The organism is Streptomyces roseicoloratus (assembly GCF_004117935.1).
Classification (GTDB): domain Bacteria; phylum Actinomycetota; class Actinomycetes; order Streptomycetales; family Streptomycetaceae; genus Streptomyces; species Streptomyces roseicoloratus.
The window spans coordinates 1-24,780 of record NZ_SDOY01000103.1; the positions used below are offsets into that span (position 1 = coordinate 1).

Consider the following 24,780-nt stretch of genomic DNA (forward strand, 5'->3'; position numbering starts at 1 on the left):
TGAAGCTTCCCCTTGATCGTGGACACCTGGAGACTGGGATCTGAGGTTCCAGAGGAAGTAGCACCAGGTGGGAAGCAAGTACACGAAGCGGTACACCGAGGAGTTCAAGCGGGACGCGATCGCGCTCGTCGACTCCTCGGGCAAGACGGTCACCGCCGTCGCCCGGGAACTCGGCATCAGCTCCGAGTCCCTGCGCGGCTGGTACCGCCGGGCCAAGGCCGACCAGGGCGAGGGCGTCCCGGGCGAGCTGACCAGCGCGGAGCGTGAGGAACTCAAGCGGCTGCGGCGGGAGAACCGCGAACAGCAGCAGACGATCGAGATCCTGAAAAAAGCGACGGCCTTCTTCGTGAAGGAGAGCGACCGGTGACCATGTTGTACCGGTTGATCCATGCGGAGAAGGCGAACTACCCGATCGTGCTGTTGTGCCGGGTGCTGCACGTGACCCGCTCCTCCTACTACGCCTGGCGCGAGGGCGAGGCCGCCCGCCGAGAGCGCCAGGCCACCGACGACGCGCTCGCCCACGAGATCACCGTGCTCCACATCGCCTCCCGTCGCACCTACGGCGTCCCGCGCATCCACGCCGAGCTGCGGCGTCTGGGGCGGCGGGTGAACCGCAAGCGCATCGCCCGCGTCATGCGCGAGCGCGACATCCGCGGCGTCACCCGCCGCAAGCACCGCTCACTGACCCGGCCGGACAAGAAGGCGAAGCCGGCCCCGGACCTGATCGGCCGCGACTTCCACGCCGCGCGTCCCGGGATCAAGCTGGTCGGCGACATCACCTACCTGCCGACGGCCGAGGGCTGGCTCTACCTCGCCTGCTGGCTGGACCTGGCCACCCGCGAGGTCGTCGGCTACGCCATGGCCGACCACCACCGCGCCGAGCTCGTCGTCGACGCCCTCGACATGGCCTACGGCCGAGGCGGCCTGGAGCCGGGATGCGTGATCCACAGCGATCGCGGCAGCGAGTACACATCGACGCAATTCAGAGATCGAATACGGGAGTTGGGGCTGCGACAGAGCTGCGGACGCACCGGATCATGTTTCGACAACGCCGCGGCGGAGAGTTTCTGGGCCCTGCTCAAGGAAGAGATCGGAACCCGGACCTGGCCCGACCGGGCCACCGCCCGCGCCGAGGTCTTCACCTTCATCGAGACCTTCTACAACCGCCGCCGCCTACGCAAGCACAAGATCTTCGGCTACCTCACCCCGGCCGAGACCAGACAGCGGCACCAACACGCCCTCGCGGCATAACGAACGAGTGTCCGAGATCACGGGGAAACTTCATAGTCCATGACGTCCATGACCACGCCCGCGTAGCCGCCGCCGGGAGTGGCCGTGATGATGCCGAGGGTGATGTCCACCCAGACGGGCTTGTTCATCCACGCGTCGATGAACCCCATCAGCGCCCGGTAGAACGCGGACGGGCTCTCGTCGGCCTCCCACACCATGACCGTCCCGGCCACGAACTTGGCGGCCTCCGCATCGAACACCACCTTGTCGACGCTGGCGAAGGCGCGGGTTTGGCCCTCCTTGACCGCCCCGAACTCCAAGGACTTGTACGCCGGGGCGACGTGCTTGTCCGAACGCAAGCCGGCCGTCCAGTAGATCTCGTCCCGGCCACCCCACTGGTCGCCGACCGCGCGCCGACAGGTGAAGCTCTCGAACTGGAACTTGGCGTTGTAGGCGGGATACTCCGGGCCGGTGTCCGCCTCCACCTGCGGCGGGCCCACCACCACAGTGGTGCCGAAACCGACGTCGCCCACCGCCGCCTCGAACCCGGGGCTGTCCATCGGCGCCCCCGCGCTCACCGCGCCCAGGTCCACGACCGCGCAGTTCGCCCGCCCGGCGTTCTGCGCGCGGATCCTGGGCAGGTGCGCCTTCAGGTCTTCGACGGTAAATCCCTGGGACACCGGCTTGTCGGTGACGACCTTGGGCAGGACCGCCACCTCTCCGAGGTCGGAAACTGCGGCCCGGTACTCCGAGCCGGCGGCGGCGAGTTCCGCGTCGGTGAGGATCGTGCCGAGCGCGTCCAGCAGGTCCCGCTCCAGACTGTTCAGGCCCAGACCCTGGTTGCGGCGTTCCGCGGCGTGCAGTGCCACCCCGAAGAGCACGTTGCTCTCCCGGGCCTGCCGCAGCCCCCGCATCCATTTGCCGTCCGCGCGTGACCCGGTCCCGCGCAGCAGGTCGCGTACCCCGCCTGCGATGTCCCGTGCCTCTGCCTGATCATCGTTCGTCGCCATCGATGCGGGCCTTTTCCTCGGTGGTCCCGCGAGCGGGCACGAGCAATGCTCAGGACTTGTGGATCAGCTCCTTTGGAGGACGCGCGAAGGGCGTACCTTCCCGAGCGAGTGATCGTCAAGTCACCGAGTAGGCCCGCGCTACGAACGCGGGTCGGGAAGGCACGCCCGTGCTCAGAGTGGTCAACGAAGAAGGCACCACCGAGGCCGGTTCCCTGATCGACGAGATCGTCCGCGAGGGTGCTCGGCGGATGCTGGCCGCCGCCCTGGAGGCGGAGGTGGACCAGTACATAGCCGAGCTCGCCGGGCAGCGTGACGAGGCAGGTCGCCGACTGGTGGTCCGCAACGGCCGGCACCGGCCGCGGACCGTGACCACGGCTGCTGGGCCGGTCGAGGTGGCCGCCCCACGGGTGAACGACAAGCGGGTCGACGAGACGACGGGTGAACGGCAGCGGTTCTCCTCGAAGATCCTGGCGCCGTGGTGCAGGAAGTCCCCGAAGATCAGCGAGGTGCTGCCGCTGCTCTATCTCCACGGCCTGTCGTCGGGCGACTTCGTGCCCGCGATGGAACAGTTCCTGGGCTCCTCGGCCGGGCTGTCGCCGGCCACGGTGACCCGGCTGACGCAGCAGTGGACCGTCGACCACGCCGAGTTCCAGCGCCGTGACCTGGCCGGATCCGACTACGTCTATGTCTGGGCCGACGGCGTCCATCCCAAGATCCGCTTGTCCCAGACGCACTCCTGCCTCCTGGTCCTGATGGGCGTCCGCGTCGACGGCACCAAGGAACTTATCGCGATCACCGAGGGTCTGCGTGAGTCCACCGAGTCCTGGGAGGACCTGCTGCGCGACTGTCGGCGGCGCGGGATGCGCGACCCGATGCTCGTGGTCGGCGACGGTGCTATGGGCCTGTGGAGGGCGCTGTCGGAGGTGTTTCCGCAGGCCAGGCATCAGAGGTGTTGGGTTCACAAAACAAGGAACGTCTCGAACGCGCTGCCGAAGTCCGCGCAGCCCGGCGCGAAGAGGGCTCTGCAGGAGATCTACAACGCCGAGGACCGTGCGCACGCGGAGAAGGCGGTCTCCGCGTTCGAGAAGGCGTACGGAGCGAAGTTCCCCAAGGCTGTCAAGAAGATCACCGGCGAGGTCGACGAGCTGCTGGCGTTCTACGACTTCCCCGCCGAGCACTGGGTCCATCTCAGGACAACGAATCCGATCGAGTCGACCTTCTCCACTGTGAAGCTTCGGACCAAGGTCACCCGCGGCGCCGGCAGCCCGGCCGCGGCCCTCGCGATGGTCTTCAAACTCGTTGAGTCCGCCCAGGCCCGCTGGCGAGCGGTCACCGCACCGCACCTCGTCGCCCTCGTTCGAGCCGGCGCCCGCTTCGAGAACGGCCTCCTCGTCGAACGAGATGAGACCCTCGCAGCGTGATCCACCTCAACTGAGGGCCACCGACGAAATGTGCTGACCTGCGGTGATGGCTTCGGTCACGTATGTGGGATCCCGAGCTCGTCGTGGGGCGGCCACGAGGGCCGTTGTCAGAGGTCATTGGCAAGATTGCGGCCATGAATGTCACTCCTGTCACTCCGCCACGGCCGATCGACGTTGTCGCGGTCTTTCCCCAACTGGCTCCGCTGGCCCGCACGGCGACCCGCCTGCACCCCCGCCCCGGGGCGCCGACGTGGCACGACAGCTCGATCGGCGGGCCGCTGCTGTGGCCCGCCGAGGAGCCGTGGCCGCACTGCGAGGAACCGCATGTGGTGGACGGCATCAACCCAGCCCGGTCCCCGGCGGATCTGCGGCTGGAACGACGGATCTTCGCCGCCTCCCACGGCCGGGAAATGACTCCGGAGGAGCGGGAGACTCTGGCGCGGATCCGGCCCCCTCAAACGTATCCGGTGAAGGTGGCGGTCCAGCCGTACGAGGGCCCCATAGCGATGCTGCCCGTCGCGCAGCTGTACGTACGGGATGTGCCCGATCTGAGCCCGCCGGAGGGCAAGGACCTGCTGCAGGTTCTGTGGTGCCCTTTCGATCATCCGATCATGCCCAGGACCCTGCTCTTCTGGCGTTCGGCAGCCGCCGTCACCGACGTCCTCGACACGCCCCCCGAGCCGCCCGCAGTGCAGTTCGACGGCTATCTACCGGATCCGTGCGTACTCGAACCGGAGCAGATCACCGAGTACCCCGACCATCTGGAGCTGAGCGAAGAACTGCGGAAGCAGATCGAGCAGTGGAGTGTGCCGCAGGCAGCAGAGGAAGACCTGACCCCGGACACGTACTACGACCTTGTGCTGTCCAACGCGCCCGGCTGGAAGGTGGGCGGCTGGGCTGGCTGGAGCTCTACCGACCCCAGCCCGCAGCACTGCTCCGAGTGCGGCACCGGCATGGAGATTCTGATGACCGTCGCCACGTTCGAGGAAGGGGACGACGACGCGAACAGCTGGTCACCGCACCCCCACCCAGGCGCTGGACCGTACCCCGGCCACCGCGGCTACAACGCGACCGGCGTCCAGATAGGTAGCGGCTACCGGCAGCACCTGTTCGTCTGCCCAGCCGAGCCCGAGCATCCGCACATCGAGTTGATGACGTAGCCCGTCCGCAGTGTGCAGCCGGGGCATCACGGTGCGGGCATGCCGTGACGCCGGGTGGCCACGAGGCGCAGGGTCCCGAACAACCGACGGAGTTCGTTGACCTGCAGGAACGTGACCTTTGACGCGTGGAGTTCCCGCGCAGGTGGGCCAGCATGCCCTTCCACGAAGGTCGGTAGGGCACGAACGTAGGCACATCCTGACGGTGCCCGACCGGCCCCTGCCTGCGTTTCGTCACTCGGTAAGGCCCACTTCTTCGGTGCCTCACTGATCCACAAGTCTTGACAATTACTCAGCGGGCACCCACGGGAAGAAGAACCGGTGAGCGTCTGGGACTTCACACGCCGGTCCACTTGAGCGGTTCCATCGGATACACGGCGTCAACCCGGAAAGATGAGAGATACACCCGTACAGGGGACGCGAGCCCCGCCTGGCCCTGGCCCAAATCTTGGATGGTTTCGGCGATCTTGAGGGCGGTCACGCAGTTCCGGCTCCGAGCCCGACACTGCCTGCCGCAATGCCAGCTTCCGATCCTGGGGACCATCCGAGTCGGTCAACACGCCGTCAGGGCCACGCGAAGCGGAGATCTGCCGCGCAGCACGGTAGATACCCCATTCAAGATCACCAACGGCATCCGAAACTCGCCCGCTGATCCAAACGAAACTGCCTAGCGCTGCCGTTTCCGGCCGAGGGCCTGGGGACCAAACCTGGGGACCAGTGAGCGATACAAGGATCCCCACGCGTTGCATGACGTCCCCGAGGGCAGGCGGCCCCGCAGCGTGGTCAAGCTGGGACGATCTCGCCGGGGCCGGTTTGATCACAGCGTCGGAGCCGGCCTGGAGTCCCGTTCACCGGGTTGATCGCGCGGCAGTTCTCGACGTCCTGCCGAACCTGAACTGCGCTCCCTACCGGCCCCTTGGCGATCTGGTCAGTCGAAGAGAGCAGATGATGAGGCGTCGTCACGCTATCCGTGATCTGGATCCACCGGCTCCTCCGGCGACTCCTTGCGGATGGGGCGGTTCGTGTCGTAGCGGGGCGGGGTGACGACCGTGATGTGTCGGCAGTTCTTCTGGTTTTCCGGGAGCAGGTTTTCGTTCTCCGGCTCGGTCCACGGCCGAATCGCCGTTACGTCCGGGTTGTCGCTCGGGTTGCCGGCCCATGGCTCGAGCATGGTGAGGATTCCCGGGTCGTAGACGGGGATGGTGGGGTCGATGTCGCTGTCTCCCTCGTCCCCGTACACCTTTTCCGGGTCGAGCCGTTCGGCTTGGAACGTCTGCCAAAGGGCGAAGAGCCGGTCGACATTGGAATGCAGCAGAAAGACGAACGGGTCGTGGAAGGGGAAGTGAGGGTCCCCGCCGACGGTACCGCCGAACCATCCGTGCATCTGGTTGTGCGCCCGCTCCAGCCTTTTTCGGAACGCGGAGTACTGCTGCCCCAAGGGCAGGTCGTCGTCCTCGGCAGCGTCGACAATGGAGCGATCGGTGGGGGCCGGCGGCGATCCCTTGGGGACGTCACGCCAGATCTTCCGATTGCGGGGATCCGTCGAGGCCGGATCCGCCGGCCCGGTGGTTTCGAAGTTCTGGAACGGCCACCCTGCCTCGCCCCTCGGGCTTCCCATGAAGTCCGGCGTGAGCAGATTGACTCCGCTCGAATTCCGAGGGTTGGTGGTCCAGTCCCAGTAGTGGAGCGACAGCCGGTAGTCCACTGTGCGCAGCAGTACTTCCAGCCGGTTGCAGAGTTCGCGGTGCCACGGCAGGAACGCTATCCCACGGGCAGGGGCGAATGCGTGGACGTGCGTGGCCTGGTGAATCTCGTTCTGCTTGTCCCAGTACGAGACTCCGTCCGGATACCGGAATGCGGGATCGTCACTGAGTGAGACGAATGCGTCACGGAGCAGAGTGCGCTCCTCGGGTGAGACCTCTGCGACGTCGCGCCGAATTCCATCGCCGAGTGTCATTGTCGACCACCTGACTTTTCGATGTGCCCAGAGTCCCGGCCTGTGATCTCGCACCTGCCCGCGCTTCTGGCGGCCTGGCGAGCACCCACTGATGCCGAGGGCGCTCCAGCGAGCTGACGACGCTTGCAGTGGTGGACACGGACCACAAGCGCGATCGTCAGATCTGCATTGCCGGTCCCGTCGGCTCAAGGAGAACGACGTTCTTCTTGCCGCCGGTAATTCCAGTGTGCCCACGTGTACGCGCTGCTGTCGCGCCGGATCACACAACTCGGTCGGCCGAGAGGATCGAGCAGGCCAGGGCGACGATTCTGCGCCACTCAGCCTTTCCCAGCTGACGGTGCTGACCGCGTGCTGGACACGCATGCGCGACGACGAAGCTCCTGGTAGACGGGTTCTCGGCCAAGAGCACCCGTGTCTGCCAGGAGTTCGCGTGCTTGGCTACCCATCCTCGGTCGATATGTCCAATCGCACCCTGCGGTTCTTGACTGGGCGGCCGAAGGTCAGGCGGCAGGTTGGGACGCGTTTGCGGCGTCTGCCTGCGGTGCGGTGACACCTACGCCCAACTGGCCGCCGGGTTCGGCATCGGGGTCGCGATTGTCTACCGCTCCGCGAGGCCGTCGAGGCCCTAGCCGATCTTGCCCCGTCCTTGATCGAGGCGATGCGGACGATCCGGACGAAGGTGTTCGTCATCCTCGACGGCAGCCTGCTGCCGATCGACCGCGTCGCCGCCGGCACCCTCTGTTATTCCGGGCAGCACAAGCGCCACGGCATGAACGTGCAGTCATCGCCGATCCGCTCGGGCGGCTGCTCTGGGCCTCGCCGGCGCTGCCCGGGTCGGCTCACGACCCGACCGCGGCGCGACAGCACGGGATCATCGAAGCCCTCGCCGAAGCGGGGCTCAGATGTCGGGCGGACAAGGCGTACCAGGGCGCTGGCGGCTCCGTCCGCGTACCGTTTCGGGGCCGGCGCCTCAAGCGGTAGAAGCACCGCCAGAACACCACCCACGCCAAGATCCGCTGGGTCGGCGAGCAGGCCATGGCCACCCGCAAGGGGTGGCGCCTCTTGCGGACACCAACCGAATCACCGACGTCGTGCAGGCCGTTCTCGTCCTTCATCTCGCATCAAGGTGAGGTTGGAGAAGGGTCACTGACTACTCCGGACGCGCCGCTGGCTTGCGGCATCCTTCCGAATTTCTAATTCTGGCATCAGAAGGGCAACAGCGGCCTGCGTGCTGTGCCTATCCCCCCTATGGAGGAAAATGCCCATGGCCCGCAAAGACATCAACGCCCTCACTGGCGCGGCGCACCCCCTGCCGCCGCTCGACGGGGTCGACCTCGCGGACGGCCGCATCGAGGTGTACTTCTGATGCGCACCCCGGTGTACGAGCTGCACATCCGGCCCATGTTCACCGCTACGGACCGCGACCACATGATCCCCCGCTCGCTGAACCTCTGGTCTTACGACGAGGTGGTCGAGCACGCCGAGAAGATTCTCGAACTTCTGGAGGACGCGGACCCGAACCGGACCATGCCGCCGCCAGAAGTCGGCGGGCCGTGGCCACAGGAGTGGATCGATCTCTTCCGGCGCTGGAAGGAGGGCGGTCGCAAGCGCTTGGAGGTCGGTGCCGCCGAGATCACGGTCAAACGCACGACCGGCGCTGTCACCATCAAGGCGACCGGTACGTTTCCTGCCGCCGGCTACCAAGGGTGGCTCCAGCTGGAAAGCGAGTCCGACACGGCGAAGACCTACGTCCTGTACTTCGAACCGCCCGACGCCCCGGTAGCCGGTACCGCTGGTGCCTTCGAGCTCAAGGAACGCTACAGGGCCACTGACACCCGGACACTGTTCATCCATGACAGCACCGGCGTTCAGGAGCACTGAACGCACCCACCGATTGCGCGCCCGGATTTCCCTAAAACGACGGAAATCCATCACAGACCCTTTCGTGGATCCGCTCGCTCGGAATCACGACATGGCCGAGGAGGAACAGTGCAGGCGACAGACATCACGGGCACCTACACCTACCGAAGTTTTATCGACAGGCCGGAGCCCGTAGACGACTTCAACGATCTCAGGTTCGCTCAGCTGGAGCTCAGGCTGACAGCCTCTTCGGCGGGCAGCGTGAGTGGTCTGCTGGTCTTCCCGGCACCGGCGGGCGAGGAACCGTTGGCGATGGAGATGGTCGGGCAGGCGGACGGGACGCCCTTGACAATCACACTCACAGGCAAGGGGGTTCCGGGAACCCCGATCGAGGACTTCCACTACGAGTACGACGGCGTGGTCCTCCGGCACTGGCCGACGGGAGTGGGGCAGCGGATGACGCTCGCCGGAACCGTCCTTCGTGCCAAGGACCACGGCAGCGGCGCCAACCTCGCTAGAGCCGGACAGACAGCCAGCTTCCTCGCAGTGAAGAGGGAGTCTTGACCTGCCAGTGGGACTGTAGTCGTTCGGCTCTTTCACGCAATCGGTGGTAACGCTGGGCGTCCGTCAGCGTAGGAGGATGTGGTGGCGGAGGAGATTGAAGCCGGCACTTCCGTGCATCTGTCGCCTGATCCTCTTGGCGCGGGTGTTGACGCCTTCGGCGTGGCCGTTGCGGTAGGGCAAGGTAAGGCCGGCGTTCACGGCGGGTCGGTCGCCTACGAGGTGGGAGCTGGTGGCTAAAACTGAGCTGCCGCGTGCACGCTGGGGCTGAGCGGGCTCAGCCGCCGCTGACGAGCTCCCGGGCCCGGGCCACGACCTCGGGCGTCGCCGTGGCCAGGGAGCCGCTGTCGTATGGCGGCTGGGGGTCGTACTCGGTGAGGAGCTGAATGGCCCGTGCGGTGAGTTCGTCGCTCAGCAACGCGCACAGCCCCAGGGCCATGTCGATACCGGCGGAGATCCCGGCCGAGGTGATGATCTTGCCGTGCCGCACGACGCGTTCCGCGGTGTAGGTGGCGCCGAATGTCTCCAGGTGGTCCATTGCCAGCCAGTGGGTGGTCGCGGTCTGCCCCTTGAGCAGCCCCGCTTTCCCGAGGATGAGCGCACCGGTACAGACCGAGGTGGTGAAGCGGGTCGTCTCGTGAATCCGGCGCACCCAGTCGATGAACTCCGTGTCGTGCAGCATCAGTCGCGCCCCCGCACCGCCCGGGACGAGCAGCACGTCGCAGGACTCGACCTCCGTGTACCGGGTGGGCACGTCCACCCGCATGGCGCCCAGCACGTCGGCGATCTGCCCCGGTTCGGGCGCGACGAAGCGCACCTGGGCGTCGGGGACGTTCGCCAGGAGCTCGTACGGGCCGACGGCGTCGAGCGGCTCGAAGAGCCTGAAGAGCGGGATCACGATGTCCATGCCGGGGAGCTTATGCAGGCATATGCGTTGCCCGAGGACGCATCTGCGGACACGCCCAGGCAAGCGTGGCAAGTTCACGAGAACGGGTGCGGAGCCGCCTCAGCCCGACTCGACCAGCCAGCCGCCGTGCTGCCGCCCCCTGGTGCTTCCTCCGCTACGGCCTGTTGGTCTGACGCGTCCTTGCCCGTCTCCTGCACGTAGCCCGGCGTCTTAAGCCGCCCCTAGAGCAGCTACCGTCGGGCCGCCTTACCGTCCCAGACAGCCGGGTGTTCCTCCTCGGGGTCCCAGGTGATGACAGCGTCGACCGTTCCAGACTCCAGCTCCTTCGCAACCGCCGGCCATCGAGGCCGGCTCTGGTGAACTCGGTTGGTCCGTGACTGGTCTGGAACAGCAGGTCTGGAGCGGGAGAAACTGGGAGGAAGAAGAATTTGATACCCGCGTTGAGCGGGTCTAGCCAACGGTGCCTGACGGGCAAAGGCCCAGCTCAGGCGCCGCCTTTCGTATTTGCCGAAGAAGTCGAGCTTCTTCGGCAAATACGAGACGAGGAGATTCTTGGTCGTTGGTGGTACAAGCCTCGTGTGGACGCTGACCAGCGGAAACGACTAAGGGGTCGCGTGGGGGCCAGTTGGGGACCACACGCTACGCGCGGCGGTGCGCGATGCATGCCTCCACGCACAACTTATGCCCGGATTAAGTCCGGGGGGCAAGGGGTCGCAGGTTCAAATCCTGTCGTCCCGACCACGCGGAAACGCAAATCGGAGGACGTTCTCTCATCCATGGGAGGGGCGACCTTCGTGCGTCTGGAGGCGTGGTGGTCGAAGTGCGGTCGCATGCCAGGGCGGGGGCTGGTACGCCGTGGTGCTGATGACGGGTGGTGCGGGGGAGAGGGGCTTGTGGAAGGCTTCGTGGAGGTGGCGGATGCGGTTCGCGGTGGTTGCGGCCATGCGGGTCGGCCCGCACGCTCGGAGGTCTGCTCGGCTCCACGAGTACGGGAAAGGCGGTCATGCGAGGGTGAGCCCCGCGTGGTCCCACTGCTTGAGCAGCACCTCTGCGGGCAGCGCGCTGCCGTCGGGAGCCAGGCGCTGGACCGGCATGTCGTCGGAGGCGCATGCGAGCAGTTGCTCGGCGATGAGGTGGGGAACGAGTAGGGCTGTGGTGCCTGCCTGCCGGTTGAAGGCCACCTGGTAGGTGGCGATGACTGCTGCTTCCCACAAGGTGAGGGGGTCGCGTTCCGGCTCGCCGCGGTGAGTACGGGGGAGGGCGGGAGCCTTTACCGCCACCAGCTGCCATGCCGTACTGCCGGGGCGGCCGGCTTCTTCGCGTGCCTGGCGGATCCAGTCGGCGGTGAACCGGCGGAACTCGGCGTGAGCCTCGGGCTTCCCTTTACGGCGACGCCCGAAGGCGTCGCTGACGACGGTGTAGACCGAGAAGTCCTGATCTTCCAGGCGGCGCCAGGACCAGATGGCTCGCCGACTCCACTCGTACCACGCTCGCCGGAAGGTCTTCTCCGCCTCCGCTCCCAACCCGGCGAAGCCGGGATCGTCGGAGAACTTCGGCGTGGGCAGGACACGTACGGCAGCCGCCTCCAGCAGGCGGATCGGCTGTACGAGGGCCGCGAAGGCCCGACGCTCCTCGTCGAGGGCCGTGGCGAGGCGACTCTGCAGACCGTCGGCCCACGACGCGAGGAAGGGGTACTCGGCCACGGCCTCGTTGCTCCGTGCCAGGTAGGAGTACAGCCGACGCCAGTGCTCGTGACGCCGGGAGCGGAAGCTGCGGGCGCGCTCGTACCGCTCCCGTTCCTCGTCGCGCCCGGCCTCGTCGTCTTCCTCCTCGTCGTCGCTGGAGGCGCTGGCGCGGGGCGGGTACTCGCCGGCGGTGAGAGCGATGGCGGCGTCACGTTCGGCCTCGAGGTCCTCCTCGTCTTTGGACTCCCGATCGAGCCAGATGGCGAGTGAATCCACCTCGCTCACAGCGGCGCCAAGCGGGAGGATGGGGCTGTCTGTGGGCAGAGGCCACCGACAGCTCGCGCAGAGCCGCTCCACGGCTTCGCCGAATGGGACGTCGATCTGGTTCGCAGAGGCGGCTGACCGCAGCGTGCGGCACTCGGGGCTTCCGTGGAGCCTGCCCTTGCCTGTTGCTGAGACGTGGCAGGCAAGGAGTATGTCCCGGGCTGGTCCCAGGGGAACCTCAGGTGTGAAGAGGGAACCGAGCATGACGTGGCGAAGCTCATCGCGAGTCGAGGACATGTCGGCAGGCTATGCGTGGGCACTGACAGTCCGCCGGTCAATCCGCCCTCTCCACCCTGCAGGACCAGAGATGCCAGTGAGTGCCTCGTCGCCAGGACGGTGATCCTGGGGACCAGTTGGGGACCACACGCTACGCGCGGTGGTGCACGATGCCTGCTTCCACGCACAACTTGCGCCCGGATTAAGTCCGCTATATCCAGAAAATACCCTTGACCCTCACTCCTGGGGGTCAAGGGGTCGCAGGTTCAAATCCTGTCGTCCCGACTCGAAAGAGTCGCAGATCAGGGGCCGTTTCAGAGCAATCTGAAACGGCCCCTTGATCGTTTTTGGGGACCAGTTGAGGGCCAGGGGAGTCTCGCCGGCCAGACGGCGACAACTGCCGTGACAGGCAGCGAACGAGGTGCACGGAGCACCATGAGGTGCGCGGAGGGGGCTGCGCCGGCTGCGGTGACGTCGAGTACCGGCTGACGGGAGTCATGCCGGGCACCGAGTTCGAGGTCCACATCGGCCGGGGCGGCCAGCCCTCGACTCCCCCGATCGACGCGACGGCGTTCCCACCGCCGGCGGGGATTCGTGGATCACCGTCGCCGGTCGCACCATCGTTATGGCCGAGGGCGGTCGCGGCGCCGCCGGTCGCCGGCGGAGCGGAGAAGTCACCGATGGTCACCGGAATGTCGTGGCCCCCCGGGCTTCGAGCGCAGCTGCGCGACCATCTGGGGGAACTGTCGATGCCGTGTACGGCCAGGCCGTGCCCGGCGAGGGGCAGGGCGATGCGGCCGGTGCCGATGCCGAGTTCGAGGAGCGTCGATCATCTGCCGGGGACCCTGCCACCTGCCACAACGCTTGTTGCTGACCGGGTGGAACGGCCGCAGCCGTTCCCATTCCGCATCGCTCAGATCGTCCCGCCCCATGCCCACCCCGAACGGAGAGAAGACGTAACAGTCACGTGGTCGCGGCACCCCCGGAGGACACGGAGGAGCCTTCGCGCGGGGATACACGTGATGTCCTGGACGGCCTGGATCGGTGGACCCTCGGGGTGGTGGTGACCTGGACCGTGGCCGCCGACTGGAGCCTCCGTACCTTGACGCTCAAGGTCCCCACCCGCGTCGCCGACAGACTGCTCGCATCTTCGAGCGTCCTCTCCTGCGAGCGTGGGGCCGAAGCCGCGCCGGCGGAGGCCGTCTCCGAGGCGCATCCCGGCTCCCTGCGGCCCGGGGTCTTCGACGACACCGCCGTCTTCGATCGCCAGCCCGTTACCCTTGCTCACTTGCGGGCGCTGCGTACCTACTCATACGCCGCCGACCAGCTCTACATCGTCTTTTCGACGAGCGGAGGTGCGGAAGTCCTGCCCCTTCAGACCATCGAGAAGCGCGTCGAGCAGGGCTGGCTGGGTGTCATCGTCGCTGGCGCGTCGGATCTTCCCGAAAGCCTGCTCAGCCCGTGGGTCAAGGAAGCCACCCCTGCATCGGAGGCCGACGAAGGCCCTCACTTCGGCCACGACAGCGCAAGGCAGGATGACAGCTCCGGGGCTGACCTGGGTCTTGCAGGCGGGGATCAGGCGGCTGTCCGACGGGTGCACGGGGAGCGCGCGAAAGAGCACAATCTGCGGCTGCTCGCCATGGCACGCGGCGTTCCCGACTTGCGGAGCCTCGACACCGGCCGCTCCGGCGTGCTGTCGGTCGCGGTCTGGGAGGGCCTGCTCACCCCCGGCCCTCTGGACCTGACGCCGTTCCGAGCGCCCAGCACCGACCGCTGGCGCCGCGGCAGCGGCCTACCGCTGGGAGTTCTGGGACCAGTGCAGATCTACGCCACGAACGCGGATCCCGCGTGCGAAGGCAAGGGGCATTCACCCTTCTGCCGACACACACGGGACCGAGGTCTGGCGCAGAGCGACGACCTCCTCAGTGTCTCCGACCTGCCGGTCCGTGACGACTGGGACTGGTGCAGCAAGTGCGGCGGCTACTCTGCCCGCCGGCTGACCGACACCCAGCTCTCCTACTATCGCGCTGCCCACCGACTTCACGACATCGCAGGCCAGCTCGACGACGAGCACACCTACCGCGCTCCTGTGGAACCGGAAGCCTTGCGCAAGCGGCTGGACGAGCTCAAGGCCTGGGAGCCCGGCGGCCACGAGAACGTCAACTGGGACGGACGGTGGCGTTGGCGTGAGGTCGTCGGCGACCTTCGCCGCCGGGCCGAAAGCAATCGGCTCCGCACCGCTCCCTGACTCGCCGCGCCCGCCGAGCCGTCCGAGACGGCTGGGCGGGCCGAGGGTCAGGTGGCCTGCTTGGGGACCAGCGCCCATGTTGATGGGCGCACAGCACGTACGGATGTGCACGCTGTGTGCCCATAGATTGAGGCATACGTCATGAATTTTCACCCGACCCCTCGATCTGGGGGTCAAGGGGTCGCAGGTTCAAATCCTGTCGTCCCGACTCGAAAGAGTCGCAGATCAGGGGCCGTTTCAGAGCAATCTGAAACGGCCCTCGATCGTTCTCGGGGGCCATTTCGGGACCAACACGCCTTGACCGCGTCAGCGAGCGACCGCGACCGCGATGGCGGTGGGCAGGGTCCGGGGTGCGCGGTGAGGGCGGCGCCGAGGGCAGTGATCTGGCGGAGGTCGGGGGTGCAGGTACCGCTGGGTGGTGGTGAGCGATCCGTGCCCGGTGATCTTGCGCGGGATTGTGCAGGAGGTGCGCCGGGACGTCGGCGTCGGCGAACCAGGTGAGTCCGGTGTGGCGGAGGTCGTGGCGGCGCAGGCGCTCGTACCCGAGCCTGCTGACAACCACGTCCCGGTGGGTGGCGTCGCGCAGTACGGCGGTGGAGACACGCCCGCCGCGCGGCCCGGTGAAGAGGCGAGCGTCGGGACCGGCCGCCAGAGACGCGCTGAGCGACGACGCCATCAACGGCGGCGACGGGTCCGACCGTGTCCTCACCGTCAGCCCCCGCCCCGCGTCCCGCACACCCCATGCCCACGAATGCGGCCGCGTACGGCGAGACCGTGAACCGCCTCGCCAGGGGAGCGCTCGCGGCAAACAGCCCATAGCGACCGCCCGTTGTCGGATCGTGACCGTCGTCGATCGATCCTGGCGAGAAATGCCGTACGAAGCCTCCCGCCCGCGACCTACCGTTCGGTAGTGCAGAGGGGGCCGTGGTCGTCGTAGGACGCGCGCTCCTGGGGGAGTCCTACGGGGTGGGGGCCAAGCGATGACTGTCCTGTGCGTGTTCCGGCGACGGGCCGGGGTGGTGCTCCTCCTGATCCTCGCCCTGCTCATGTCCGGGCTGACCTCGCCCTGGCCGTTCCGCAGCGTCGCCGCCGGGCCGGACGCGGGGACCGCGGTCACCGGGCCGGAGGGACCGGAGGGGACCTCGTTCAACCCCAACCAGATCAAGGACATCAAGGCGGCCGACCCCGGCGCCGGGGTGAACCTGATCGAACCGCCGACCGCCGACAGCACCGGCGACGCCCGCCTCTCGTATCCGCTCGAAGTGCCGAAGGGCCGCGGCGGAGTGCAGCCCGAGCTGGCCGTCGCGTACAACTCGGCCGGGGGCAACGGGTGGACCGGACTCGGCTGGGACGTGAGCACGCCGTCGATCACCGTGGACACCCGCTGGGGCGTGCCACGGTACGACGCGGGCAAGGAGACGGAGTCGTACCTGCTGAACGGGGAACAGCTCACCCCGGTCGCCCACCGCGGCGAACTCCAGGCGCGTACCGCCGAGAAGGTCTTCCACCCACGCGTCGAGGGCCGCTTCGACCGGATCGTGCGACACGGCGACAAGCCGTCGACCTACTGGTGGGAGGTCACCGACAAGCAAGGCACCCGCACCGTGTACGGCGGCGCGGCGGACGCCACGCTCGCCGACGGGGCCGGCAACATCGCCGTGTGGGCGGCCCGCGAGGTCCGTGACGCGCACGACAACCTGATGCGTTACCACCACGTCCGGGTCGAGGACGGCGGCGTCGCCAAAGCCACCGTGCCGGGCCGCGCCCTGTACCCGCAGCGCATCACCTACACCGGACGCGGCGACACCGAGGGCCGCTACTCGGTCACCTTCCTCCGCGACCGTGACCGGGGCGAACCGCGCCGCGGCGACGTCCAGATCGACGGACGCTACGGCTTCAAGCGGGTCACTGCCGACCTGCTGCGCCGGATCGAGGTCAAGCTCGACGACCGGCTGATCCGTGCCTACGAACTCAACTACCGGACCGGCGCGTTCGCCAAGACACTGCTGCAGTCGGTGTCGCAGTTCGGCGAGGACGACAAGCTCTTCACCACCCACACGTTCGACTACTTCGACGACGTACGGGACCAGGCGGGCGCCTACAACGCCTTCGGCACCGCGGCAAGTTGGTCGGTGCCGGACGACGACCTCGGGCTGAACATCCGCGAGGGCGAGGCCAGCGCGATCTCGGCGAACACGTCCGCCGGCTTCGGCGCGCACCTGTTCGCGGGCTACAACGTGCAGGGGCTGACGACCAAGGAGGGTTCCATCGGATTGAAGGTCGGGTTCAGCGCGGGCCAGTCCGATGGCCTGTCGACGCTGACCGACGTGAACGGCGACAACCTGCCGGACAAGGTGTTCCGCAAGAACAACGACGTTTTCTACCGGCCCAATCTGGCCGGACCGGGTGGGGCGCAGAAGTTCGGTGACACGCCCGTCAAGCTCACCAACCTCCCGGGAATCTCGACCGAGCGCACGCTGTCCGGCACCATCGGCGTCGAGTCGTACGTCCTCACGACCTCGGCCCAGCTGGACTTCGTGGGCACCACGACCACCTCGGACCGGTTCTTCAGCGACGTCAACGGCGACGGCATCGCCGACCTGGTGAACAACGGCGGCGTGCTGTTCGGCTACCTGGACGCGAACGGGCAACCCGCCTACAGCGCGGACTCCACCCGCACCCCGGTGCCGGTCGGGGGCGGCGCGGTGACCGGCGAGATCGTCGGCGATCAGACCGCGCAGTTCAACCAGCAGGTGGACAACTCGCCGCTGCTGGACACGGTGCGCCGCTGGGTCGCCCCGTTCGACGGCACCGTCCGCGTGGACGGCGGCGTGCAGCTGACCGAGGACCCCTCCCCGGCGCGGGCGGCCTACACCAAGGCCGACGGCGTGCGGGTCACCATCCAGCACAAGGACGCCGAACTCTGGGCACAGCGGATCGGCCCCGACGACCACACCCAGTTCACCCCGGGCAACGTGGCGTCGATCCCCGTGAAGAAGGGCGACGCGCTCTACTTCCGAACACAGTCCATTCTGGACGGCAAGTACGACACCGTGGCGTGGGACCCGGAGATCACCTACACCGACCTGCCGGCCGGCACGGACGCGAACGGGCTGGCGAACACCGTTTTCCGCGCGTCGACGGACTTCACCTTCGGCGGCAGGCCGTCCCTGGTGACCGTGCCGGTGAACGGCACGTTGCGGCTGACCGGTGACGTGGTCAAGTCGAAGGCGACCTCGGACGACGTGACCGTCGTGATCGAGAAGGGCAACGGCGTCCACCCCGGCACGGCGGTGTACAGCAAGGTCCTGCCCGCCGCGTCGACCGGCACCACCGCGATCGACGTGAGCATCCCGGTCAGCATGTTCGAGAAGATGTCGTGGAAGCTGAAGACCGACTCCCCGATCGACGTCTCGGCGGTGAGCTGGGCGCCGAAGGCGCACTACACGGCCGCGCAGGGGGTCGCTTCGGTCGTCGACGCCAAGGGCGATCCCACGCTGGTGATCACCCCTCCGTACGACATGACCATGTTCCCGGCGGACACCCTCACCGCGCCGCAGCAGTCCTACAAGGCGCCCAGGACCGGCCAGTTGAAGGTGCGGCCGAAGCTGTCCTTCGACTTCAATCTCCTCGGAGATGCCAAGATCGCGTTCACGGTGAAGAAGCGCGGCGGACAGCTGCTCGGCAAACGGACCTTCCAAGCCAAGGACACCTCCCCCTTCAGCGGCAAGAACCTGGACCTGACCGTGCCGGTCACCGCCGGCGACGAGCTCTACATCGACTACTCCACGGTGGAGACCGGCTTGCTCGGACTGCTTGTCGAGCAGTCCGCGTCGGTCACCTACGACGTGACCTCGAACTGGCCGGCCTTCACCCCCGCGCCGAGCGCCATGCACGGTTCCGTCGGGCAGGGCGCCTTCGCCCAGCCATACCGCGGCTGGGGTGTGATCGGTTACCAGGGCAACCGCGACCGCGCCACCCAACCGATCAAGCAGGCCGAACTCGCGCTGGACCAGAGCTTCAAAGACCTGCTTCCCAAGGAACCCAAGGAAGCGGACGTAGCGCCGTTCGCCGCGAATCCCCGGCTCACCATGCCGCGGCTCGCGGTGTTCGCCCCCGTTCCCGCCAAGGGCGGCTGGGCCGCCCAGGACGAGTCCTCCTGGATCACCGCCGCGATGGCGACGAGTTCCCGCCTCGGCGCGGACACCATCGACATCGTCACCGACGCCGATGTGAAGGGCGACCGGACGGTGATGCGCCGCGGAGTCACCGGCCAGGTGTCGGCCACCCTCGCGGCCGGCCCGTTCGGCGGCACCGTGGTCGGCGGCATCACCGCGGGTTCGGTCGACTACCTCGACCTCAACGGCGACGGCTACCCCGACGTCGTCGGCGCCAAGGAGATCCAGTTCTCCGACATGAACGGCGCGCTCGGCGCCACCCGCGGCACCCTCGGCGGCAACGTTCGCGAGGCGGACAACGTCTCCGGCAACGTGTCACTGTCCGCCGGCAGCGAGACCGCCACCATCGCCAGCGCACAGGGCATGGCCGCGCCCGACGCGGGCACCAGCGCCAACACCGCCACCACCGGCGCGGTCCAGCCGTCGCTCGGTATCGGCGGCAGCCTCGGCGGCGGCGAGTCCGACACCCGTGTCGACCTGATGGACATCAACGGGGACGCGTTGCCGGACAAGGTGTTCGCCAACGGCGACGCCCAGTTGAACCTCGGCTACTCCTTCGCCGCTCGCGAACCCTGGTCGGCCGGGCCGATCAACGACGCCTCCACCCGCAACGTCGGCGTCAACCTCGGGTTCAACGTCGACCGCTACGGCTTCGCCGGCGGCCTGTCCGCCGAGCTGGGAACCTCGTACACCAACGCGAGCATGACGGACGTCAACGGCGACGGCCTCGTCGACCGGGTGTTCACCGACGGAGCCAACCCGATCAAGGTCGCGGTCAACACCGGCACCGGCTTCACCGCGCCCACCCCGTTCCGCGGCAGCTTCCCCGACATCGCGGTCGACAAGAACGCCAGCCTCGGCGGGGGTGTCTACTTCACCGTCGGCCTGCCCACTCCTGTCGGCGTCTTCGTCTTCAACCCCGGCGTCAACGCGACCACCGGCATCGGCCGCGCCGAGACCAGTCTGCGTGACGTCAACGGCGACGGCCTCGCCGACCACGTCAAGTCCACCCGGGACGACGAACTCCTGGTCGCCGTGAACAAGACCGGCCGCACCAACCTGCTGCGCTCCGTCAGCCGCCCGATGGGCGCCCGCATCGACCTCGACTACACCCGCACCGGCAACACCGCCGCGATGCCGGAGAGCCGCTGGTCGCTCTCCCGCACCACCGTCCAGGACGGAGTCACCGGCGACGGCGTCGACACCCGGCTCACCACCTTCCGTTACGAGCAGGGCCGGCACGATCGCCTGGAGCGCGAGTTCCTCGGCTTCGGCCGGGTGGTGACCGAGCACCGCGACCCCGCCGCGGACGACGCCGTCCGCCGCATGGTCACCGACGAGTACCGCACCGACGGCCACGTCGGCCGCGGCCTGCTCACCCGCTCCCTCACCACGGACGGCGCGGGCCGCCCGTACCGCGAGACTCTCAACAGCTACCGGCTGCACGACACCGCGACCGGCACCGAGGCCGATCCGGACAGCCCCACCGCCGCCGTCTTCCCGCAGCTGGTCCGCGTCGAGGAGAAGTACCACGAAGGCGTGGCCACCGAGGGGCGGAGCACGTACACCGACCTCTCCTACGACGCCTACGGCAACGTCGTCCGCACCCTCGACACCGCCGACGAGGGCACCGCGGACGACCTGGAGACCACCTACGGCTACAGCGCCGCCGACCCCGCCTGCCGGGACCGCGGCGTCGTCGGCATCGCCAACGCGCTCCGCCAGAAGGCCGCCGCGACCGGCACCGTGCTGCGGCACCGCGAGGCCGACGTCGACTGCGCCACCACCGAGATCCGCCAGGTCCGCGAGTACCTCGACGACGACACGGCCGCCGTGTCCGACCTCACCTACCACCCGGACGGCAACCTCAGGACGTCCACCGGCCCGCCCAACGCCACCGGGCAGCGGTACACCCTGACCTACGGCTACGACACCGTCGTCGGCGTCCACGTCGAATCCGTCGTCGACAGCTTCGGCTACCGCTCGTCCTCGACCCACAACCTCAAGTACGGCCTGCCCGAACGCAACACCGACCATAACGACCAGTCGGTGCGCATGTCGTACGACAGCGTCGGACGCCTCGACACGGTGACCGGGCCGTACGAGACCGGCGGCGGCCCCGCCACCATCGACTTCGAGTACCACCCCGAGGCGCCCGTCCCGTACGCCACCAGCAAGCACCTGGACCGCACCGCGACCGGCGTCCGCACCGACACCATCGACACCATCACCTTCAGCGACGGCCTCAAGCGGATCCTGCAGACCAAGAAGGACGCCGACGTCGCCGCCACGCCCGGGGCCACTCCGGCCCGGGTGATGACGGTGTCCGGCCGGCTGAAGTTCGACGCCTTCGGCCACGCGGTCGAGAAGTACTACCCGGTGACCGAGCCGAAGGGCGCCACGAACACCACTTTCAACACTGCCTTCGACACCGTCGCCCCCACCGAAGAGACCTTCGACGTGCTCGACAGGTCCGTGAAGACCGTGCAGCCGGACGGCATCACCACCAGCACCGCGTACGCCTTCGGCCCCGACCGGGCCGGGACCACTCGGTTCGAGACCACGGTGACGGACGGCAACGGCAAGCAGCGGCGCACGTACACCGACGTCCGGGGCGTGACCACGGCGGTCAAGGAGTTCAACGGCCCGACCGCGATCTGGACCGGCTACACGAACGACCCGCTGCGGCGAGTCACGGCGATCACCGACGACAAGAACAACGTCACCCGCGCCGCGTACGACGGGCTCGGCCGCCGCACCGTCTTCGACAGTCCCGACGCGGGACGCACCGAGACCCGCTACGACCTGGCCGGAAACATCACCGCCAAGATCACCCCGAACCTGCGGGCCGCGAGCCGGACCATCACCTACGAGTACGACTACTCGCGCCTCAAGGCGATCCGCTACCCGACCTTCCCCGGCAACGACGTCAGCTACTCCTACGGCGCCCCCGGCGCCCCCGACAACGCGGCGTCCCGGATCACCGAGGTCCACGACGCGGCTGGCACGGTGACCCGGGCCTACGGCGCGCTGGGCGAGGTGACCAAGGAAACCCGCACCATCACCGCCACCGGCGGCGCGCCGCGCACCTACACCACCGCCTGGCGCTACGACGCCTTCAACCGGGTCCTCCAGCTCACCTACCCCGACGGCGAGGTGCTGAGCTACGCCTACGACTCCGGCGGCCAGGTCACCCGGGCCACCGGCACCAAGAACGGCACCGATTACACCTACCTGGACCGCCTCGACTACGACAAGTTCGGCCAGAAGGTCCTCCAGCAGACCGGCAACGGCGTCCGCACGACGTACAGCTACGACGCCGCCGACCGCAGGCTCGCCGGGCTCGCGTCGACCGCCGCGAACGGGACCGCCTTCCAGAACCTCGGCTACACCTACGACGACATCGGCAACCTCACCGGCCTCGCCGACAACGCCCCGCAGGGCGGCCCGACCGGCGGCCCGAGCAGCCAGACCTTCGGCTATGACGACCAGTACCGGCTGACCTCGGCGTCCGGCCGCTACACCGACAGGAACCACCGGCTCAACACGTACACCCTGAACCTTGGCTACGACTCGATCCACAACACCACGAGCAAGTCGCAGCACCACGAGGTCGTCGGCGGCGTCCCGGCCTTCCCTGCCACCGGTGGGCGCGCCGGACCGATCGAGCCGGTCGACGACCCGTCGAACCCGGCCGACGTCCAGGACCGCACCAGCTACGACTACACGTACACCTACGACACCGCGAGGCCGCACGCCCCGAGCAAGGTCGGCCCGGTCACCCACGCGTACGACGCCAACGGCAACCTGACCGGCGCCGTCAACACCGCCGTCAGCGGCAAGCGGCGCCAGTACGTGTGGGACGAGGAGAACCGCCTCGCCTGCAACCAGGACACCGCCACGGCCACCGTCACCCAGGACCCGGCCGGCTGCCCCGGGGCGACCGTCGGCTACACCTACGACGACAAGGGCGACCGCGTCGTCAAGCGCGGCGACGGGCTCTCGCTCTACCCCAACCGCACCTACAGCGAACGCGACACCACCGGCTACAAGCACATCTTCGTCGGTGACACCCGCCTGACCACGAAGACGGTCGTGGCCACCGGGACCGAGGACGCACAGTGGTTCTTCCACGCCGACCACATCGGCTCCTCCGGCTACGTGACGGACAAGGAGGGCGCGGTCACCGAACACCTGGAGTACTTCCCGTTCGGCGAGACCTGGGTCGAGGAACGCACCGGCGACCCGGACGCGCCCGGTACCCCTTACCGCTTCACCGGCAAGGAACTCGACGCCGAGACCGGCCTCTACTACTACGGCGCCCGCTACTACAACCCCAGAACCCAGCTCTGGGCGAGCCCCGACCCCGCCCTGCCCGACTACCTCGACAAGGACATCGCCGGCGGCCTCGACGAGCCCCGCAACCTCGCGGCGTACACGTACACCCACAACAACCCGCTGAAGCTGACCGACCCCACCGGCAAGTGGCCCAAGATGCCGTCCTGGAAGACCATCGGGCACACCACGCTCGACGTCGTCGGCATGGTCCCCGTCGTCGGCGAGGCGGCCGACCTGACGAACGCCGGCTGGTACGCGGCTGAAGGCGACTACGTCAACGCGGGCCTGTCCGCGGCCGCGGCGATCCCGGGCGCGGGATACGCGGCGAACGCGGCGAAGTACGGCAACCGGGCCCTGGACGCCACTCAGGCGGCCAAGAACGCGACCAACGCGACGGACGCGGCGAAGACGGTCAAGGCCGCGGACGACGCCCCCGCCCCCACCCCCGCCTCCTGCACCACGAACAGCTTCACCCCTGACACCCCGGTCCTCATGGCCGACGGCACCCACAAACCGATCTCCGAAGTCCGGCTGGGCGACGAGGTCATGGCGACGGACCCGGAAACGGGCGAGGCGGGCGCGCGACCGGTGACCCGGCTGATCGTGGGCGAGGGCGAGAAGCACCTCGTCGAGATCACGATCGCGACCGCCGATCACGCCACCGCGAAGGTCGTCGCCACGGACGGCCACCCGTTCTGGGTCCCGGCGCTGGGCGCGTGGGTCCGTGCGGCGGACCTCGCCCCGGGAACGCTGCTGCGCACGGGCAGCGGCACGTACACGCAGGTCACGGCGGTCCGGGCGTGGACAGAACACCGGCGGGTGCACAACCTGACGGTCGAGAACATCCACACGTACTATGTGCTGGCGGGGGCCACGCCCGTACTCGTTCACAACTGCAACTTCGCCCCCGGTAAGGCGGATGAGCACTTCGACAAGCATGTGCTGGGGCTTGACAACGCTGGCCAGCCGACGCGTACGCCGGATATGCCGGAGTACGACATCCCGGACCTCGACAAGGGTTTTGACAATTATGTGGCCGACGCTAAGTCTCTGATGTGTTCGAGTACCTGCCCGGCTGGCGCCCGTGAGGCCATTCGAAGTGACGGTGTAGTTATCCGAATGGACACGCAGGGAAGAGTTGGGATGAAGAACGGGAACACTATCACGACCTATTTTCGACCGGATGACCCCGCTACCTATTTCGCGAGGGAGGCGGCTAGGTGACTCGAAGAATTGCCAACTTCGAAGAAGAATTCTCTAGCTTTATCAGGGCGTCGGGCCGCTGGCGGGACACTGCCCCAGAGGCGCTGCTGGGGCGCTGGTCGAGGTTCGTTGACGATTGCGAGCAGGGTTACCCGCGCGATGCTGAGGACTACTTCAATGATCTCACCTCAAGAGATTCCTTGGAGCGGGCTCTGACTTCTGTGGAGTTGCAGGAATTCCCTGAAATGTCGCATCTGCGCGCAAGGGTGGAAGAGATCGATTCAAGGTTCCGCGCGCTTCTGATTCCAGAAGTTTTTCCTGGGATTCCAGGTGAATTCTGGTGGGCTCGCGGCATGGTGAAGGCTGGCGGGAAGCGTCTCGTAGAGGACGTGCGCCGTGAATATCGCATCGACTTGATCGAGGTTGAATAGCGTGCCGATTGCGCTGAGTTTTGCAGCTAGTGCGTAGGTGCAAGCGCTATGTAG

General features: G+C 67.7%; 13 protein-coding genes and 1 pseudogene. 10 read left to right on the forward strand and 4 right to left on the reverse strand.

The features are described 5' to 3' along the window. Positions 1 to 67 precede the first annotated feature (67 nt). Entirely contained in the window at positions 68 to 367 is a 300-nt protein-coding gene (locus ESG85_RS11475; protein WP_128977975.1) for a transposase, read from the forward strand. A 2-nt stretch (positions 368 to 369) separates the two neighbouring features. Next, positions 370 to 1,251, forward strand: a complete 882-nt coding sequence (locus ESG85_RS11480; protein WP_246094928.1) for an IS3 family transposase — start codon at positions 370 to 372, stop codon at positions 1,249 to 1,251. A 17-nt stretch (positions 1,252 to 1,268) separates the two neighbouring features. On the opposite strand, the gene ESG85_RS11485 is transcribed toward ESG85_RS11480, so the two are convergent. Then, positions 1,269 to 2,240 carry a hypothetical protein gene (locus ESG85_RS11485; RefSeq protein WP_128978159.1) on the reverse strand — a complete coding sequence of 324 codons (972 nt, stop codon included), beginning with the start codon at positions 2,238 to 2,240 and terminating at the stop codon, positions 1,269 to 1,271. Positions 2,241 to 2,407: 167 nt separating this feature from the next. On the opposite strand from ESG85_RS11485, the gene ESG85_RS11490 reads away from it, so the two are divergent. After that, positions 2,408 to 3,661, forward strand: coding sequence for an IS256 family transposase (locus ESG85_RS11490; protein ID WP_128978161.1), 1,254 nt, complete (start codon positions 2,408 to 2,410; stop codon positions 3,659 to 3,661). Between the two features lie 134 nt (positions 3,662 to 3,795). Beyond that, positions 3,796 to 4,821 (forward strand): hypothetical protein, encoded by a 1,026-nt coding sequence (locus ESG85_RS11495; protein ID WP_055646586.1) that lies wholly within the window; start codon positions 3,796 to 3,798, stop codon positions 4,819 to 4,821. Between the two features lie 961 nt (positions 4,822 to 5,782). Here the strand turns inward: ESG85_RS11495 and ESG85_RS11500 are convergent. Beyond that, on the reverse strand, positions 5,783 to 6,775 hold the full coding sequence (locus ESG85_RS11500) for a tyrosinase family protein (RefSeq protein ID WP_164986221.1): 993 nt from the start codon (positions 6,773 to 6,775) through the stop codon (positions 5,783 to 5,785). 430 nt (positions 6,776 to 7,205) lie between these two features. On the opposite strand from ESG85_RS11500, the pseudogene ESG85_RS11505 reads away from it, so the two are divergent. From ESG85_RS11505 to ESG85_RS11515, 3 genes and pseudogenes are all read left to right on the forward strand, one after another. Further along, positions 7,206 to 7,905: pseudogene (locus ESG85_RS11505) on the forward strand (transposase family protein). Positions 7,906 to 8,140: 235 nt separating this feature from the next. Beyond that, complete coding sequence (locus ESG85_RS11510) at positions 8,141 to 8,656, forward strand: hypothetical protein (protein ID WP_128978165.1); 516 nt, start codon at positions 8,141 to 8,143, stop codon at positions 8,654 to 8,656. Positions 8,657 to 8,764: 108 nt separating this feature from the next. Next, the gene (locus ESG85_RS11515; RefSeq protein ID WP_128978167.1) at positions 8,765 to 9,199 is read left to right on the forward strand and encodes a hypothetical protein; all 435 of its coding nucleotides are present in this window, start codon (positions 8,765 to 8,767) and stop codon (positions 9,197 to 9,199) included. A 274-nt stretch (positions 9,200 to 9,473) separates the two neighbouring features. Here the strand turns inward: ESG85_RS11515 and ESG85_RS11525 are convergent, their stop codons facing one another. Next, a complete protein-coding gene (locus tag ESG85_RS11525) occupies positions 9,474 to 10,103 on the reverse strand; it encodes a DJ-1/PfpI family protein (protein ID WP_128978169.1) in 630 nt (209 codons plus the stop codon). Between the two features lie 1,001 nt (positions 10,104 to 11,104). After that, on the reverse strand, positions 11,105 to 12,349 hold the full coding sequence (locus tag ESG85_RS11530) for a hypothetical protein (protein WP_164986222.1): 1,245 nt from the start codon (positions 12,347 to 12,349) through the stop codon (positions 11,105 to 11,107). Between the two features lie 1,039 nt (positions 12,350 to 13,388). On the opposite strand from ESG85_RS11530, the gene ESG85_RS11540 reads away from it, so the two are divergent. The 3 genes from ESG85_RS11540 (at position 13,389) to ESG85_RS11555 (ending at position 24,726) form a co-directional block, all read left to right on the forward strand. Further along, complete coding sequence (locus ESG85_RS11540) at positions 13,389 to 14,576, forward strand: hypothetical protein (RefSeq protein WP_128978175.1); 1,188 nt, start codon at positions 13,389 to 13,391, stop codon at positions 14,574 to 14,576. Positions 14,577 to 15,556: 980 nt separating this feature from the next. Further along, positions 15,557 to 24,316: a SpvB/TcaC N-terminal domain-containing protein gene (locus ESG85_RS11550; RefSeq protein ID WP_128978177.1), complete on the forward strand. Its 8,760-nt coding sequence runs from the start codon at positions 15,557 to 15,559 to the stop codon at positions 24,314 to 24,316. Further along, positions 24,313 to 24,726 (forward strand): hypothetical protein, encoded by a 414-nt coding sequence (locus tag ESG85_RS11555; protein ID WP_128978179.1) that lies wholly within the window; start codon positions 24,313 to 24,315, stop codon positions 24,724 to 24,726. The genes ESG85_RS11550 and ESG85_RS11555 overlap by 4 nt, the downstream gene beginning before the upstream one ends. The last annotated feature ends 54 nt before the right edge of the window (positions 24,727 to 24,780 follow it).

Excerpts from the sequence above, each read along its gene's own strand:
- ESG85_RS11480 (WP_246094928.1), top strand. The coding sequence starts at position 370 with ATGTTGTACCGGTTGATCCATGCGGAGAAGGCGAACTACCCGATCGTG.
- ESG85_RS11485 (WP_128978159.1), bottom strand. The coding sequence starts at position 2,240 with ATGGCGACGAACGATGATCAGGCAGAGGCACGGGACATCGCAGGCGGG.
- ESG85_RS11495 (WP_055646586.1), top strand. The coding sequence starts at position 3,796 with ATGAATGTCACTCCTGTCACTCCGCCACGGCCGATCGACGTTGTCGCG.
- ESG85_RS11500 (WP_164986221.1), bottom strand. The coding sequence starts at position 6,775 with ATGACACTCGGCGATGGAATTCGGCGCGACGTCGCAGAGGTCTCACCC.
- ESG85_RS11510 (WP_128978165.1), top strand. The coding sequence starts at position 8,141 with ATGCGCACCCCGGTGTACGAGCTGCACATCCGGCCCATGTTCACCGCT.
- ESG85_RS11525 (WP_128978169.1), bottom strand. The coding sequence starts at position 10,103 with ATGGACATCGTGATCCCGCTCTTCAGGCTCTTCGAGCCGCTCGACGCC.
- ESG85_RS11530 (WP_164986222.1), bottom strand. The coding sequence starts at position 12,349 with ATGTCCTCGACTCGCGATGAGCTTCGCCACGTCATGCTCGGTTCCCTC.
- ESG85_RS11550 (WP_128978177.1), top strand. The coding sequence starts at position 15,557 with ATGACTGTCCTGTGCGTGTTCCGGCGACGGGCCGGGGTGGTGCTCCTC.